17 protein-coding genes are annotated in these 16,434 nt (G+C 36.7%); 5 read left to right on the forward strand and 12 right to left on the reverse strand.

Annotated elements, in window-relative coordinates; all coding sequences use genetic code 11:
• Positions 1 to 14 precede the first annotated feature (14 nt).
• From JM79_RS05410 to JM79_RS05430, 5 genes are read right to left on the reverse strand one after another with little or no spacing between them, the layout of a single operon-like run.
• Entirely contained in the window at positions 15 to 1,040 is a 1,026-nt protein-coding gene (locus tag JM79_RS05410; protein WP_141877168.1) for a COX15/CtaA family protein, read from the reverse strand.
• Between the two features lie 19 nt (positions 1,041 to 1,059).
• Entirely contained in the window at positions 1,060 to 2,496 is a 1,437-nt protein-coding gene (locus tag JM79_RS05415) for an HD domain-containing protein (protein ID WP_141877169.1), read from the reverse strand.
• A 2-nt stretch (positions 2,497 to 2,498) separates the two neighbouring features.
• Positions 2,499 to 3,068, reverse strand: coding sequence for an L-threonylcarbamoyladenylate synthase (locus tag JM79_RS05420; RefSeq protein WP_141877170.1), 570 nt, complete (start codon positions 3,066 to 3,068; stop codon positions 2,499 to 2,501).
• Complete coding sequence (locus JM79_RS05425) at positions 3,043 to 4,164, reverse strand: glycosyltransferase family 4 protein (RefSeq protein ID WP_141877171.1); 1,122 nt, start codon at positions 4,162 to 4,164, stop codon at positions 3,043 to 3,045. The genes JM79_RS05420 and JM79_RS05425 overlap by 26 nt, the downstream gene beginning before the upstream one ends.
• Positions 4,165 to 4,173: 9 nt before the next feature.
• Complete coding sequence (locus JM79_RS05430; RefSeq protein WP_141877172.1) at positions 4,174 to 5,076, reverse strand: polysaccharide pyruvyl transferase family protein; 903 nt, start codon at positions 5,074 to 5,076, stop codon at positions 4,174 to 4,176.
• 157 nt (positions 5,077 to 5,233) lie between these two features.
• Between JM79_RS05430 and JM79_RS05435 the strand changes: the two genes are divergently transcribed.
• The gene (locus JM79_RS05435) at positions 5,234 to 5,983 is read left to right on the forward strand and encodes a lipopolysaccharide kinase InaA family protein (protein ID WP_141877173.1); all 750 of its coding nucleotides are present in this window, start codon (positions 5,234 to 5,236) and stop codon (positions 5,981 to 5,983) included.
• A gap of 193 nt (positions 5,984 to 6,176) precedes the next feature.
• On the opposite strand, the gene JM79_RS05440 is transcribed toward JM79_RS05435, so the two are convergent.
• The 4 genes from JM79_RS05440 to JM79_RS05455 form a co-directional block, all read right to left on the reverse strand.
• Complete coding sequence (locus JM79_RS05440; RefSeq protein ID WP_141877174.1) at positions 6,177 to 7,166, reverse strand: Stealth CR1 domain-containing protein; 990 nt, start codon at positions 7,164 to 7,166, stop codon at positions 6,177 to 6,179.
• 274 nt (positions 7,167 to 7,440) lie between these two features.
• A complete protein-coding gene (locus tag JM79_RS05445) occupies positions 7,441 to 8,502 on the reverse strand; it encodes a CDP-glycerol glycerophosphotransferase family protein (protein ID WP_141877175.1) in 1,062 nt (353 codons plus the stop codon).
• Between the two features lie 2 nt (positions 8,503 to 8,504).
• Positions 8,505 to 9,521 (reverse strand): glycosyltransferase family 9 protein, encoded by a 1,017-nt coding sequence (locus tag JM79_RS05450; RefSeq protein ID WP_347707201.1) that lies wholly within the window; start codon positions 9,519 to 9,521, stop codon positions 8,505 to 8,507.
• Positions 9,522 to 9,550: 29 nt separating this feature from the next.
• A complete protein-coding gene (locus tag JM79_RS05455) occupies positions 9,551 to 10,366 on the reverse strand; it encodes a 2,3,4,5-tetrahydropyridine-2,6-dicarboxylate N-succinyltransferase (protein WP_141877177.1) in 816 nt (271 codons plus the stop codon).
• A gap of 86 nt (positions 10,367 to 10,452) precedes the next feature.
• On the opposite strand from JM79_RS05455, the gene ruvX reads away from it, so the two are divergent.
• The 3 genes from ruvX to JM79_RS05470 are packed head-to-tail and all read left to right on the forward strand — an operon-like array spanning position 10,453 to position 11,977.
• Positions 10,453 to 10,860: a Holliday junction resolvase RuvX gene (gene ruvX / locus JM79_RS05460; protein ID WP_141877178.1), complete on the forward strand. Its 408-nt coding sequence runs from the start codon at positions 10,453 to 10,455 to the stop codon at positions 10,858 to 10,860.
• A 43-nt stretch (positions 10,861 to 10,903) separates the two neighbouring features.
• Positions 10,904 to 11,494: a peptide deformylase gene (def, locus tag JM79_RS05465; protein ID WP_141877179.1), complete on the forward strand. Its 591-nt coding sequence runs from the start codon at positions 10,904 to 10,906 to the stop codon at positions 11,492 to 11,494.
• Between the two features lie 57 nt (positions 11,495 to 11,551).
• Positions 11,552 to 11,977, forward strand: coding sequence for a DUF5606 domain-containing protein (locus JM79_RS05470; protein ID WP_141877180.1), 426 nt, complete (start codon positions 11,552 to 11,554; stop codon positions 11,975 to 11,977).
• 93 nt (positions 11,978 to 12,070) lie between these two features.
• Here JM79_RS05470 and JM79_RS05475 read toward each other — a convergent pair whose 3' ends face one another.
• Both JM79_RS05475 and smpB read right to left on the reverse strand, forming a co-directional pair.
• A complete protein-coding gene (locus JM79_RS05475; RefSeq protein ID WP_141877181.1) occupies positions 12,071 to 14,536 on the reverse strand; it encodes a DUF5686 and carboxypeptidase regulatory-like domain-containing protein in 2,466 nt (821 codons plus the stop codon).
• Positions 14,537 to 14,581: 45 nt separating this feature from the next.
• Entirely contained in the window at positions 14,582 to 15,037 is a 456-nt protein-coding gene (gene smpB, locus JM79_RS05480) for an SsrA-binding protein SmpB (protein ID WP_141877182.1), read from the reverse strand.
• A gap of 109 nt (positions 15,038 to 15,146) precedes the next feature.
• Between smpB and JM79_RS05485 the strand changes: the two genes are divergently transcribed.
• Positions 15,147 to 15,899 carry a DUF6503 family protein gene (locus JM79_RS05485; protein WP_141877183.1) on the forward strand — a complete coding sequence of 251 codons (753 nt, stop codon included), beginning with the start codon at positions 15,147 to 15,149 and terminating at the stop codon, positions 15,897 to 15,899.
• Here JM79_RS05485 and JM79_RS05490 read toward each other — a convergent pair.
• Positions 15,892 to 16,416: a phosphoglycerate mutase family protein gene (locus JM79_RS05490; RefSeq protein ID WP_141877184.1), complete on the reverse strand. Its 525-nt coding sequence runs from the start codon at positions 16,414 to 16,416 to the stop codon at positions 15,892 to 15,894. The genes JM79_RS05485 and JM79_RS05490 overlap by 8 nt on opposite strands.
• Positions 16,417 to 16,434 lie beyond the last annotated feature (18 nt).

Raw genomic sequence — 16,434 nt, forward strand, 5'->3', positions numbered from 1 at the left:
ATTGGAGGGCAAAGTTACGTTTTTTTAATCTTTTCAGGCGCATAAATAGTCTCCATTAACAGGTAGAATTGAACACCAAACAGGAGGGAGGCTATCACCAGGTGAAGTGGTTGCGATAGAAAGGGGAAGTCGAAATTATACATAGCGACTCCAGTTGCAACTTCCAGTAGAATAAAGACAATTACCCAATTCACCCTGGACTGGAATAAGTTATTCTGGCGATTTTTCCACCATAAGAATACATTCAAAAGCAGCACTATTATAGAGAAAGATCTGTGAATATAAAAAGTAAGATTCGGGTCGGCCAGCCATAATTCTTCAGTATTATAGCCGAAATTTCGAACCTGCTCATCCACAAATTGTCGAACCTGTGTACCCATCACCACCTGTATGAGCGTTAGGATCACGGCGGCAATTAGAAGATTTTGAAATGTACTGGTTTTAAATTTTTCTGAAGTGTGTTCCCGGCTTATATACAATAGGTATAGCAAGACCGCCACGATCACCAGGGCCATTACCATATGAATAGTGATCTTGGCCGGAGCCAGCACCGAATATACCACGGTAGCTCCAAGCCATGCCTGGAATCCCATCATAAATACGCTCAGCCAGGATAGGATCGTAATTCTTTTACTTTTTCTGAATTTTTTAAAGGAGAGTATTGCCATAATCAGGACAGCAATTCCTGCTAGAGCTCCTACAAGCCGATTGATATATTCTACCCAGGTATGAGTTGGGTTGAAAATGGCGTAGTCATGCTTTTCATAACTTTCCCAGTTATTGGAATTATAATTTTCTGCCGAAGTAAAATCTGAAGCAGCAACCTTTAAGGTTTCGTCTACAATGATCACCTGTCCTTCTTCATAAGCTCTGTTCGGCTGGAATTTAATTTCTGAAACTTCAGAAGGAGGAATGTAGTATCCAAAGCATTTTGGCCAGTCTGGGCAGCCCATGCCTGAGCCAGTCATTCTAACCACGGCGCCGGCAACTATTACAAGATAAACCAGGATTAACGAGATTTTGACCCAATTTCTATACATAGCAATATTTATTTAAAGCCTAACTTTTTTCCGCAACGCTCAATCCAAGTTTGTTACCCATATTCAGCATAAAATCCCTGGCAGCGTCGTGCTCATTCGGAATTTCACCTTCAAGAATCGCCTCTTTAATGGCATCCTTAATTTGACCAACTTCACGGCTAGGAGTGATTCCAAAAGTGCTCATAATCTCTTCACCACTTACAGGAGGCTGGAAATTCCTAACATGATCGCGCTCTTCCACTTCTTCGATCTTTTGCCGAACCAGTTGAAAGTTATTATGATATTTTCTGAAGCGTTTAGGATTTTTGGTCGTGATATCTGCCTCACAGAGCGTCATAAGGTCTTCAATATGATCTCCGGCATCAAAGATAAGTCGGCGTACGGCAGAATCGGTCACATGATCGTCTGCTACCGCAATAGGTCTCGAACTCATCAAAACCATTTTCTGCACGAACTTCATTTTCTCATTTAACGGAAGTCGCAACCGCTTAAATAATTTGAAGACCATTTTCGCACCCACAAATTCGTGGCCGTGAAAGGTCCATCCAATTTTCTTATGAAATTTCTTGGTTGGAGCTTTTCCAATATCGTGCAACAAAGCAGCCCAGCGCAACCAGAGATCATCGGTATTCTTTGCAATATTGTCTACAACTTCCAGAGTATGCCAGAAATTATCTTTATGGGTCTGTCCTTCTACTTCATCAATTCCCTGTAAAGCGGTTAGCTCAGGTAAGATCTTTGCCAGAAGACCAGCTTTGAATAAAAGAGATAAACCTTTGGAAGGTTTTGCACTCAAAAGGATTTTATTAAGCTCATCCATGATGCGCTCTTTTGAAATGATCTTGATCCTTTTATTATTTCTTTTAATTGCTGAAAGTGATTCTGCTTCGATCATAAAATTAAGCTGCGAAGCGAATCTAATGGCGCGATACATTCGAAGTGGATCATCTGAATAGGTGATATCGGGATCTAAAGGTGTTCTAATGATCCTGTCCTGAAGATCTTTATATCCATCAAAAGGATCGAGCAGGTCTCCAAAACCATTTGCATTCAGTTTTAAAGCAAGTGCGTTGATGGTAAAATCGCGCCGATTTTGATCATCTTCCAGGGTTCCGTTTTCTACGATTGGTTTGCGACTATCCTTGCGATAACTTTCTTTCCTCGCACCCACGAATTCGATCTCCATATCATTAGCTCGAAGCATGGCCGTACCAAAATTTTGAAAAACCTGAACCTTGGGCTTGTTTGGTAATAGATCTGAAACCTTTTGTGCAAGTTCGATTCCGCTGCCAACTGCTACGATATCAATATCTTTAGGTTCACCGCGCTCAAGAATATGGTCACGTACAAATCCACCAATCACATAGGCGTCGACTCCAAGCTCATCTGCAGCCTGGGAAATAACAGAAAAAATTTTATGATGTAAAGCTTTGCTGTAATTATGGTATTTCGGCATCTTTATTTGCGTATCACACTCACCTGCCCATCGTTACTTAACTTGATAATTGCTGATGGTTTTAGCGATTTTTTTGAACGCTGCAAATTTACTACATAGTCTACACCTTTTAAAATTTGAGGTGTGATTTGATCAAAGGATTGTGGTGTAGGCTGGCCGCTAACATTCGCCGAGGTAGATACCAATGGACGTTTTAATTTTTTAATAAGGTCTGAGCAAAAGGTGTCTCTTACTACACGAATTCCAAGAGATTCATCATCGCTTACCAGGTTTTCTGCAATATGTACAGGCTTGTCATAAATGATAGTCGTAGGTTTCTTAGCATACTTCAAAATATCGTAGGCAGTTTCCGGCACATCTTCCACATATTGTTCCAGCATCTTGAAATTTGAAACCAGGCAAATTAGTGCTTTAGATTCTTCTCTTTTCTTAAGCTGAAATATCTTATCCACGGCATTCGCATTCGTCGCGTCACAACCTATTCCCCAAACTGTATCGGTTGGATAAAGTATGATACCTCCTTTTTTTAAGACATCTATGCAATTTCTAACTTCCTGTTCCATTTTTTCCATAAAGCACTTCTTTATATTGAGCCAAGGTATTGGCCGCCATTCTTTCGGTTGTATAACTTTCGAGAAGTCGCTGGTATGAGATTTTTGTAAACTTCTCCTGCAACGACCTGTCCTGGGACAAAAGTACTAATTTATTGGCCAGGCTCACCCCGTCATGTGGTCTACTTAGAAAACCATTTTCTCCGTTCGTAATAATTTCTGGAATTCCACCAACTTCCGTAGCGACCACAGGAACCTTGTAATAGAAGCTTTCGTAAATAAATTGCGGAATACCTTCACTTTGGGAGGTCATCAAAGAAATATCGAATTGAGGAATAAATTTCGAAGCTTCCGGCACAAAACCCAGAAAGTTTATATACTTCTCCAATTTGAGTTCTCGAATATTATTTTTTAGTGTCTTAGTAATTTCAGAATAACTTCCGAATTGGACGAATCTAAAATTAGTATTGTTTTTAATATTTACGATTTCATTGATCACTGCAACCCAGGTGTGAAGATCCTTTGGTTTCACGTGATTTGCAATCATACCTACAATTACTGTCTCAGGCTCTATATTAAATTTCTCTCTTAATTTGAATGGAGGTTGCCCAGATTTACTGTGAATATCCGTTCCATGATAAACAGTTATTAATTTTGAATGATCCTGAATACTTGGCTTGCTGATATCCTTTGTTTTTTCTGAGACACAAAGAATTCTTTTTAAATTAGGGTGATTATATTTAAATAAGGTGCCTCTATTCTGTCTAATAGTGAAGCTTGTCTTTTTACTAAATATGAAGGGTGGAAGTTTTTTGAGATGATAAGCTAGCACCGCTATAGTTAGTGCAGTCGGGCCATGTATATGGATTAAATCTATTTTATATTTTAAACAGACTCTTATTAATTTAATGGCGGCTCTCAGATCTGCTTTGAAAGCCATAGGGGTAACATGAAGATGGATGTTTTTATCGGAAATTCTTTTATGAAATTCTCCATCAGCTATTGTTAATAAGTGTAGCTCAAAATCATCAATGTTAATAAGTTCTTTACAGAGATTTTGAATTTGGTTCGCGCCTCCACCCCATTTTTTAGTTAAAGCCAGATGTAAGATTTTCATTTGCAATCCTTATTGTAATTCCAGGTACTCTGAAACTTTATGGTAAAAAATTTGATTAATAGATTTACACTCTTCTAAAATACCATCGTAAGATTGTGCCTTCTTATAGTCAGTGAGCGAATCTTCAAAGGTTGTAAAATTTGGCTGATATTTAAAATCGAAGAATTTAGAAGAGTTTGGAACTACCGAAACTTTCTTTTTTAAAAGCATGCCCCAATACATACCATGATAACTGTTAGTAATTATATTCTCACAGGAACCAATTAAGCTAATTACTTCTTCAAGGCTTGCATTGTTAGGAATATTTGGAATGCTAGAAAACTTTTCAATTAGACTCGGACTCTTTAAGCTGTCAGTGTGAAATATTATTCCCAGTTCATTTTTTGAACTAAAACTTTCATTAAATATTGGATGCATACAACTAACACAAGGCACATATTCACCAGGTGCTGAAAAGTCTCTAGTTCCAGCTAGTCCAAACTTCGAAATATCAAGATTGTATTGGTATATTTTTCTATAGTTCTTAGAGTTTTTCGAATTATGTCCTACTCCCCACATCACTACTTTCTTATCATTTGAGGCAAGTTGTTCGAATACCTTCATTTGCTTTTCAAAGCTACCTCTGTTGAGTAAACCGCCACCGCCAATAATAAGCGAATTACGGCTTATGGAATTTACGAAATGATCTAGTTTACTCTTATCAGTTTCTCGATGGCCGAAGATATCTAACTCCGAATTTTGCAGGCTTTCAAAGTAATGATGGGGAGCACAATAAAAATCACCTACATTTTGAGGATTTACGCGGTGCAAATTAACAACGCCCATATTAGTTTGATTTGCATTTTGAATTCGTTTCAGTGATTCTCTCCTGGATTGCTTTCTTTGAAAAGATTTAATTAAACTATTTAACATTCTAAATATTTTGGTCGAAGTTAATTAATTTCTTAGCATTCAAGTTCCCTCGCTTGAATATCCAAAATGCTATATTTATAAGAGACTAATTTCTACGCATCAAAATAATTTGGTTTGCTATATATTGTAGAAATATGTAAAGATTTAAATTTGCAGCATGAAATTTACCGTAAATCCTGAAAGTTTAATTCCTAGAGAGCAAATTGAATTACTCATTAGGGAATTTGATGAGGAAGGAAAAACTTTATTCGACAAAGGAAGGAATACAATTAAAACTTTTGAATTAGAACAGGGTACCATAAACGTTAAATCATTTAAGGTGCCCAATCTTATTAATAAAATTGCTTATAAATATCTAAGAAAATCTAAGGCTGAACGTTCTTTCAGTTTCGCAACAATTTTGAAAGAAAAAGGTGTGGGAACTCCAAGTCCAATAGCTTATTGTGAAGAAAATTCAGGTATTCTTTTTGGTGGTAGCTACTATCTAAGTGAACACTTAGATGCAGATCTAACCTATCGCGAATTAATTACAGAACCTGATTTTCCCGATCATGAAATTATTCTTAGAGCTTTTACAAGATTTACATTTGAACTTCACGAAAAAGATATTCAGTTTTTAGATCATTCTCCGGGGAATACACTTATAAAAAGGGATATTAATAATTACCATTTTTTTCTCGTTGATTTAAACCGAATGAATTTCAAGAATTTATCGTTTGAAGCTAGAATGCAGAATTTTTCCAGATTAACTCCCAAGAAGGCAATGGTTGAAATTATGGCGAATGAATACGCAGGTTTGATAGGTAAAACGGAAGATGAGGTCTTTGAAAAAATGTGGTATTATACGCGTAAATTTCAGCAGAAGTTTCAAAGAAAAAAGAAGATGAAAAGAATAATGAGAAAGTAAAATATCATAGAATATAGCTTCTTTCCAAATACGCAATCTCCAGGATCACAAATTCTTAGAGTGGTATACAAAGAGGGTAGAACTATATAGTACTTGAGGCTACTATTTAGCATTTAGCAGGAATGCTCAGAACTTCAAAGTATCTATTATTTTAAACCTAAAAACAGTTTTAATTTTCTGAAATTGAGAGATCTCAATGTTCTCCAAATTGTATTTCAATCCAACTTAATATATACTCTAATATTCTATCATTTGCCATATCCAGAGTCTGAAAAGTGAGGAAAAGTTTCTTCTGGTTTCTTTCAAACCATTTCAACTTTAATTTAGTCGAGGTTAAATTTTTGTAGGAGCGAAAGTAGGTTAGTTGCGAATAATTTCGGTAGTGATAAGTTTTATTCTTAATTTCCAGATGTTCAGATAGGGAAGACAATAAAAATTGTTCTTGATTTCTAAACCTGTGTCGCACATTTTTTCTGAGTAAGGAGTTTGTGCTAAAAAAATTCGTAAGGGTTGATTTTCTCACACTTACCGGGGTGTGGAAACGTCTCACGTATTTATCCATACCAGCTAATTTGGCGCTATTCTGCTGTAACTGCTTGAAACTAATTTTATCTTTTTCAATTTTCTTGCCCATCAATCCAAGCACTTTCCGATAGAATTTTCGTAAATTTTTATCTTCGTTGAAAGCTTGCCACTCACCTCTTATTATTGGTTCTCCACCAATAAAAAAATCATCTACAGAGACCTTTTTCATTAAAAAAGTATCATCATTAAAAATTATAAAATGCTCAGATAAGTTGGGTATTTTAAATAACATACTTATTATGGAACATGAATTGAAGGTTGGTAGATACTCTTCATATCCGGAAAAGATAATAGTATGATCAACTATTTCTAAATTGATATCTTTTTTTTGAGCTGATAATTTTAGTGAATTAAAGGATTCGGGAGTTTGATCGTCAGTTACCAGAAAAATATTCCTAATAAATGGAGCGAATTTGATTATAGATTTGATGGCTATTTCAATTTCTCCTATAGAATTGTATCTTTTAAGGTGTTTTTTGGAAGCGAAATTTATTTTATTTTCAGAATATGCATTTATTTTTTTTTGCCAATTTTCATCGTTCCCATCGACCCAGGTGATGACTGCATCAACTTCTATATTTTTTAAGGGTTCTGTCATATTATTTAATTCAATTTTTTACTCTTTAAGCTGAAACAATTTATTGTAAATCTAAAAATATAAGTTGTTAGCTATTTTCAGAATTCACTCTCGAAGGTATTCTCTATGTACGAATAAAGTTCTTGGGCTCTCAAAGGTTGTAACGTATTAGTAATAAGTCGCTGTAATGTCCATAATTAAATCTTTAGAATTGCTTATATAGTGTAAAGACGATTTTCCATTTATAGAATTTACGGATTTCAGGAATTAATTAATACAAATAACTTACCCAAATTTACAATGTTGGAGGTTGCCGGTAAGTTCTTAAGGGGTAGACGCCTAGATTATTACGCACTTTTAGTTTTCGAATAAAATTTAACGGCTTAGGTTTTAAATAATTTTTGTCAGCATGCAGGAATTTTATGGAAGCCTCAATTAGTCTTTCGCTGGATTTCCCGTCCCTATATGGATGCATTCTGAGATTAAATTTTCGTATATTTTCAATCAAATAAATTTCAGGTTTCATCGCACGTTCTATAGCATTTTCAATCTCATCAACCTCTTGTATATTTATTAAGTGCTGTCCAGGTTGGGAATTTCTAAATGTTACAACAGGCTTTTCCTGAAGTAAAAACTCTGTCACAACTGAGGTGGAATCTGCAAACAAAATATCACTTTCTCTGAAAAGCGGTATTAAATCTGTCGTGTCGTAGTAAGTGAGATTCATACTTTCAATTTGCTTGAACTTATCAACACGTTCCGCAGGGATTTTTGGATGGAGAACTACCTTGAAAATCCATTTGCCTAGTTCAGATAAACGTTTTATTTCTTCAATAACATCATCTCTATATGCCAGACTTAACTTCTTACTGAAAGTAGATGATATTAGTATTGTAGGTATTTGATTAGATGCTTTTTGTAAAGGAAATAGTGGATCTAATTTAGGCCATCCAGTTTCTATTACTTCAAAATGTTTGTGTTCAATCTGTAGATCCTGAAAAGGTTTGGTTGTTGACGGGCCTTGGGTACAATAAAGGTCGAAAAACCCGCGAATTCTAAAGTGCCCCTTCTTAAAGTTACGCTTCGACGGTGCTATTCCATGAAATACCTGAACCTTTAAACCTGATAAAAAATCTGCAACACTATTTGTAATACAAAGAATTATATGAGGGTTATAAGAAATTACATCTTGGATATTTTTAAGAACCGTTTTATCATCGCTAAATTTTGCATATGTACTTGGTTCGTCGGCAAACCATTTAACAGTATATCCAATTTTGCGAATTTCTTGTTCTAAAGGCTCTCCTATTGGAAATGCATAGCTGTAACTAATATATATAAGAAACCTGTAATTCATTTTTAGAGATTTTTTAAAAACTTAGTTAATTTTGGAAAAATCAATTTTGGTACTAGTTGATTATATAGCGCTTCATTGGTTCGCTTATCAATTTTGGATTTAGGTTTTATGATATATGGATAATAGTCCTCAATGTGGACGGAGACATTTTGTTTGCCGTCTTCGTATATATTCCAATTTGATTTATTTATCATAGGAGTATATATAGCAAATGTTGGAATATTCAAAGCTTTTGCCATATTTATTGCGCCACCTTCGTTACCAATTAATGCATCACAATGATAAGTTAAGGATAAAAATTCTCTTAAATTTTGTCGGTATATATTTAAATAAATATTCTTTTGCGTTCTTGTTTTACAAAGATCGTAGAACAAGTCGATGTAGCTTTGCTGAATTGGTATATAGTTGAATAGTATATCAGCATCTGTGATCTCTACAATATGATCGAGTAACTTAGCCAAGTAGGGAAGAGGATAGGTTTTTTCTCTATTACTGCCTAAAACTCCAACCATAATAATCTTTTTCGAACCAGAAATTTGCGAAGTTAAAGTCTCAGCTGCTTTTTCTATCTCATAATTTTTGAGGTAAATTTTCGGTTTGATCTCTAGCGGAATATCATCCAAAAGTGGAGAAAGCAATCTTAGTCTCTTTTCTATTGCTTCTCCTGCATTAGTTTTAGCCTCCATTTTCCTGCTGAAAACATGTGTGGAGACCCGCCTGGTATAAACTTTATCGTAGGAAATTCTGACTGCAGCACCAGATATTCCTGTCAAAATAGATGTTTTGAAATTGGAGAGAACGTCTATAACTACATTATACTTTTCACTTCTGATAATTCTAGCAAGCCCAGAATAACTCTGATACCTACCAAAGGGAATTATGTTGTTTATGAAAGGATTGTTCTCTACAACGGGCGTGGTATGCTTGTAAATTAGATAATCCAGCTGAGCGGCCGGATACTCTTTCCGAAGGGCTTCAAATAAGATTGAGGACGTAAGTACGTCCCCAATCATTTTCATTTGTATTACAAGTATCTTCAAACCTATTACTAAACTGCCACGTTATACTCACGAAGGGCATCATTCAATGATGTTTTTTTATTTGTGGATTCCTTTCGTTTCCCAATAATAAGTGCACAAGGAACCTGGTATTCACCTGCAGGGAATTTTTTGGTATAACTTCCTGGGATCACTACCGATCTTGCTGGAACATAGCCTTTGAATTCTTTTGGTTCATCGCCGGTTACGTCAATAATCTTGGTAGATGCAGTAAGAACCACATTTGCACCTAGTACAGCTTCTTTCTCTACACGAATTCCTTCTACCACAATGCTTCGGGATCCAAGGAATGCATTATCCTCGATAATTACTGGTGCTGCCTGAAGCGGTTCCAAAACTCCGCCAATACCAACTCCACCACTTAAATGAACATTTTTACCAATTTGAGCACAACTTCCAACGGTCGCCCAGGTATCTACCATAGTACCTTCATCTACATAAGAACCAATATTTACATAGCTTGGCATTAGAATAACGCCAGATGAAATATAAGCACCGTGCCTCGCTACAGCGTTTGGTACAACTCTAATTCCTTTTTCTTTATATCCTTTTTTCAAAGGCATCTTATCGTGATACTCGAAAATACCGGCTTCCAGAGTTTCCATCTTCTGGATTGGGAAGTAAAGTACTACAGCTTTCTTAACCCATTCATTCACCTGCCAGCCATCTGTTAACGGTTCAGCAGTTCTAAGCTCTCCCTTGTCTAGAAGGTCGATCACCTTTCGGATAGCATCTGTAGTTTCAGTATCTTTTAGAAGGTCACGGTTTTCCCATGCCTTTTCAATTGTAGCTTTCAACTGGTCCATTTTCTATTTTTTTTCAAATATAACAGCTATCAGTCAATATTTATGGACAAACCAATATAAACCTTACCTTTGCCTAAATTTTGAAGATGGGCAGAATTTTAGCGCTTGATTATGGTACTAAACGAACGGGAGTCGCCGTTACAGATGAATTGAAAATGATCGCATCTGGTCTTAAAACGGTAGAAACACCTGAGCTGCTGAATTTTCTAAACACCTATTTTCAGGACGAAAATGTAGAAAGAGTTTTAGTAGGGGAACCAAAGCGAATGAATGATATGCCTTCTGAAAGTGAAGTTCATATCCAGGAGTTCCTGAAGAAGTTTTCTGAAAAGTTTCCGGAGATGCCATTGGAGCGGGTTGACGAAAGGTTTACCAGCAAGATGGCGGTGCAAACCATGATTGATAGCGGACTGAAAAAGAAAAAGCGCAGGGATAAAGCACTGGTGGATGAAATTAGTGCCACGATCATTCTTCAAACCTGGCTTTATAAGTAGAACAATGACGGCTTTAAAATAGAAAAGTCGAAAAATATAAAAAATGATATTACCAATTGTAGCTTACGGGGATCCTGTTTTAAAGAAAAAAGCTAAAAATATTGACAAGGATTATCCAAAACTGGATGCCTTGATCGATAATATGTGGGATACCATGTACAATGCTTATGGTGTTGGACTGGCAGCTCCCCAAGTAGGTCTTCCTGTTCGAATCTTTATGATCGATCCAGCTCCTTTCGCTGAAGATGATGACTTAAGTGACGCTGAAAAAGAGGAACTTAAAGATCTTCGTAAAGTTTTTATTAACCCGGAGATCACAGAAGAAAGCGGTGAAGAATGGGCCTTTAGTGAAGGTTGCCTTAGTATTCCAGATGTTCGGGAAGACGTTTTTCGTCAACCAGATATTACCATCGAATATTACGATGAAAACTGGGAAAAGCATGTCGAGCAATATAGCGGCTTAGCTGCAAGGGTCATTCAACATGAGTATGATCATATTGAAGGTGTGTTGTTCACAGATAAGCTTTCAAGTTTAAAGAAAAGATTGATTAAGAGTAAATTAGGCAATATCTCGAAGGGAAAGATCAACGTAGATTATAAAATGCGTTTTCCGAATGCGAAAAAAGCCCGCTAAAGGCTTTGATAATTAAGTCTGGGACTTGATATTTGCCAACCTAAATTTAAAAAGACTATGGGATTAGATAAAATTCTTGCTATTTCGGGAAAACCGGGACTTTATGAGCTTACCGCGCAAACAAGAGGCGGCTTTGTTGCTAAATCTATGTTAGACGGGAAGAAAATTGCCGTAAACATGCGTCACAACGTAAGTATTCTAAGCGAGATCGCAATCTATACCTACACAGAAGAGATTCCGTTAGGTGAGGTTTTTCAAAAGATTAGTGAAAAAGAGAATGGAGAAAAGACAATAAGTCACAAGGTTTCCAAAAATGAAATGGAAGCATTCTTTTCTGAAATTCTTCCTGATTATGATGAAGATCGTGTATACGCTAGTGATATGAAAAAGATCATCCAGTGGTATAATCTTCTAGTAGAGAATGGAATGACCAGCTTTGCGAAAGAAGATAAAGCTGAAAAAAATACAGACGAAGAGGAATAATTTCTTCTGAATTTATAAAAAGGCTGAAATCATTGATTTCAGCCTTTTTTGTTTAGAAATACTTCTGAAGTTTGAGATTACAAATACTTCAGTTTAGAACTTCAAACCAAAGATAAAAGCGCCATCTCGCTGACCGTTAAAATCTGAAACTACATAGTCCAGTCTTAAAAAACGGTATTTTCCGAAGCCTATATTATCGAGACCTATGGAATATTCAGAATAAGGAGCTCTGTTGTCTGTCGTTAAGCGATGTGCGCCCAGAATAAGATTATAATTCAATTTATTGATAAGCGGAATTTTGCCCAAGAACCAGCCCTGGAAATCATGTTCTGCATGAAATTCAGCATAATTCTCATTAGTGCTAAAATTATAATAAGGCATCAGGTTAAACGCTCCCACGTAACTGCCGAAACCAATTCGCGTCTGGTTCGCATTAAAATGCTGGTAATCTACCAGGCTAATTCCTTCCGCATTACTAAATAGTCCGCCGTTGGCCATATATTGGAAAGTTCCTTTATTGCCAATTTTTACACTTTGTTCTACTCTTGCCTTAAATTGATTATAATTGAACTGCTCCTCACTTGCTCCAAATCCGCTTTCCCATGAAATATTCAATTTTGGATACTTGGTCTCATAGACGTTATATCTGCCATTAGGATAGCTCATATATTTCTGACCAAAGCGTATTCCAAAATCCAGCCTGGATTTAAAAAGATGATGATCCTCAAATAAACTGGTTCCAAAGCTGTTTGGCTGTAGCGGATTGTTGGAAGTGTATTCCCGATCTTCCCAGTCGATGATGACATGATCTGTAGAATTTGATAGAGCCGTTCTGTCTTCCCATCCCAGTTCGCCAAAGATTCTTAAACCTGGAAAGATATCCCTGCCGTATGCCGCTTTAGCAAAGCTTCTCTCAAAAAGCTTCATATAGTTTCTTTCGAAAAATATAGTAGTGATGCTATTCAGTAACGGGGAAATAGGTTCGTTTGCATTGATCTGCGCGCTTTCCACACCTCCGGAAAGTCTTAAAAAGTCCTTACTGTAATTGTTGAACTTTTTCTCAAAACCACCATTTAAGCGCAATCGGTCTTCACTTAGCCCATAATCTATATCTGTAAAGACTCTCCAGTAATTCTCCTGATCCTCGCCGGTACGTTGTGTGTAATTCACGGTAATATCAGTATTCCAGCCCTGTACCGTATTAAAACCAATGCCTGATACTGGAGCACTAATACTAAAAGATCTGTTCTTCCAGCTATTTCTATAACTATATCCAAAAAGCACATCGGTTATTCCAAACTGATTTCTTTCGGTATCTACGGAATCCTGATATTTTTTGGTACTACGAAATTCCTGGATGCTATCTTTTTTTACATAATCATTAATTTCTTCTGAAGTAAGAGGAACAGGCCTTACTTTCTCCCAGAAAACCGAATCCTTTTCGTTTGCATTCTGTGAATAGCTTAAAATCTCTTTTCCGAAGCTATTTTTAGAAAAACCCGGGTCAAAATCATAATCGCTGTAGACTGCGGTAAATCTTCCATTCCCACCAAATCCAAAGATCTTGAAACTGAAGTCCACACTTTGGGAGATCTGGATGAAGAGCTTATTTTCTTCAGAATATTTAAAATTCTGCTTAAATACTATTTCTTCGATTGGTGCAACCTGTATGGCAGTACCGGTAGTGGTTAGTTCGATCCCATAAATTTGCCACAGGTCTTCCACGATATAGACAAAACCTGAAAATACTCGGTCCTGCTTACGCTTTGGAGTCACCTCGATCTTATTGATGAGATTACCACGATCATCGAAAAAAGTACCGGCCAGCTTGTAGCGATAATAGTTAAATCCATAATCTGCCAGCGGAGATACCATTTCGCTGTTCAAATTAATGGTATTCTCGTAAAAGGAATAATAAGCTTCCTGTGCCGAGTTGAGGCTAAAACCATTATCATCTCCAGAAACCTTAGAAGCAATGATATTTTCCTTAAAATCATCTGGCTTCTGGAAGGAGATCTTGGAAATAGTTTCACTTAAGTAAACGATTCCGCTTCTGGTGGAATCGAGTCCGCCGCCAAGATCACCAATTTCCTGGCCCATAATTTTCTCAGGAGCATTTTCAATTCTCCATAACCCCCGGGAATAAAAATCGGCCGTAAAACTTTCCAGTCGGTTCGAGTTTTGCTTTCTATTTTCGATCGCCAGCCGCATGATCCTGTTGGCTGGATTCTCATCATTTTGTATAGTAACTTCATCCAGGCTGGTACTTTCTGAGATCATCTGGATATTAAGTTCGTAGGGAAACTGAGTGATATTGACCTTCTTCTTCTGGGTTTTAAATCCAAGAAACTGGAATACGATCACGTATTCACCAGTTTCCTTCAATTTAAGTTCATAGAGACCTTCATTGTTGGAAGTAGTTCCAATATTAACAGATTCTGTATAGATATTTACATAAGGTAGAGGCTCATCATCTTCCGAAGAAATTTCACCGGTAATTTGAGCAGAAAGTGTGGAAAATGCCAGAAAAAGGCAGAGTCCAAGTAGTTGTTTTAGCATGAGGTAGTTTTCAGATGCTAAATAAACGCAAAAAGTTGCAGGAAATTATTTGTAGTCCTTCTGAATTCTATCCAGACGTCGTTTATTATCACGATCTTTGATCGTATCGCGCTTATCATAAAGCTTTTTACCCTTTGCCAGGGCGATCTGCAGCTTTGCCAAACCGCGATCGTTAATGAACATTTTTAGAGGAATTATGGTCAATCCTGAATTGGTCACTTCTTTTTCCAGTTTACGTAACTCTCTCTTCTGTAATAAAAGTTTACGTTCACTTTTAGGGTTATGATTAAAATGAGTAGCATGAGAATATTCCTCCACATGCATATTGATCACAAATAACTCGTGATTACTGAATTCACAAAAACTCTCGGCGATGTTTGCTTTTCCTTCACGAATTGCTTTGATCTCGGTACCCGCAAGTTTGATCCCGGCGGTATACTTGTCCAGAAATTCATAATTGAACTTCGCTTTTCGATTCTTGATGCTTACAGAATTCTTCATAGGTCACAAAAATACAAGCTTTAAGCTAAAAACATACTAAAGCAATTTTAAAATTAGCGCTGAGGAAGCTGATCAAAGTTTATTATTTTTGCGAACTCAAAATTCTATTATGAAACGTTTGCTTCCAGCCTTAATTTCTCTACTTATAATTAGCTGTGCAGAAAAAGAAAATACACTTACCGCAGATGAGATCATTCAGAATGCGATAGAGAGATCTGGTGGCAAATTATACGAAATGGCGGAGATTGACTATACTTTTCGTGGTAGAGAATATAAGAGCTATAGAAAAGGCGGCAAATTTAGCTACACGCGAATCATGACCGATACCTCAGGAAATAGAGTGGTAGATGTTCTGGATAATGAGGGGCTGAATCGTTCGATCAATGATAGTAACGTTGTCCTCCAGGATTCTTTAGTGCTGCCAATCGGTAATTCTATTAACTCAGTCAACTATTTTGTACATTTACCGTACGGACTCATGGCTGAAGCCGCCAATAGGCAATTGATAGGGAAGGATACCATCGCGGGAAGGGAATATTATGAGATCAAAGTTACTTTTTCTGAAAATGGGGGAGGAACAGATCATGAGGACGAATACCTTTACTGGATCGATACTCAAAATTTTGAAGTAGACTATCTCGCCTATAATTTTGAAGTGAATGATGGTGGCGTAAGATTCAGAAAAGCTTTTAACCACAGGGTCATCGAAGGAATTAGCTTTGTAGATTACGAGAATTATGAATATAAAGATAAAGAAGTTGAGCTAACCAAACTGGATAGTCTTTACCAGGAACGCGAACTGAATCTCCTGTCTATTATAGAGACAAAAAATGTTCGGGTAAAACTGGACAGCATTAATTAATATAAAGTACCTGGTCCAGAATTTCATTATTTGGAAGTATCTGGACGATGAAAAGTGCTCCGTTCTCGGCATCATCAATATTCGCATATTTTTCCTCGCCAAGAATCTCATTGACAAATTGCGGCGTCGTGTTACTATGTCCTACCACCAAAACGCGCTTTCCATGCGTTCTTTTCCTGAATTCATCGTCATATCCATTTCCGGCATTATAGTTTTCAATAGACAATTGCTTACTACCTGCAGTTGGAGCACCCGTTTGCAGGGTGCGTTTATAATTTGTACTTAAAACCATATCCAGCGGTATATCCTTTAAGACTTCAGCCCAGCTTTGTGCCCTTTTTAAGCCTTCAGCGGTTAGGTTCGGGTCTTTTTCAGTCTTATTACTGCGATCTTTTTCAGCATGTCTTATGAAGTAATAAGTAGTTGTCTCCTGAACAATATTGTTTTGACTATTTTCTTCGGAAGAGATTCCAAAAAGAAGAATGAACGGAAGTACTATTTTGAGAATTGTAGACATGATAAAGATTTTTTGGAT

The organism is Gramella sp. Hel_I_59, from assembly GCF_006714895.1.
GTDB lineage: Bacteria > Bacteroidota > Bacteroidia > Flavobacteriales > Flavobacteriaceae > Christiangramia.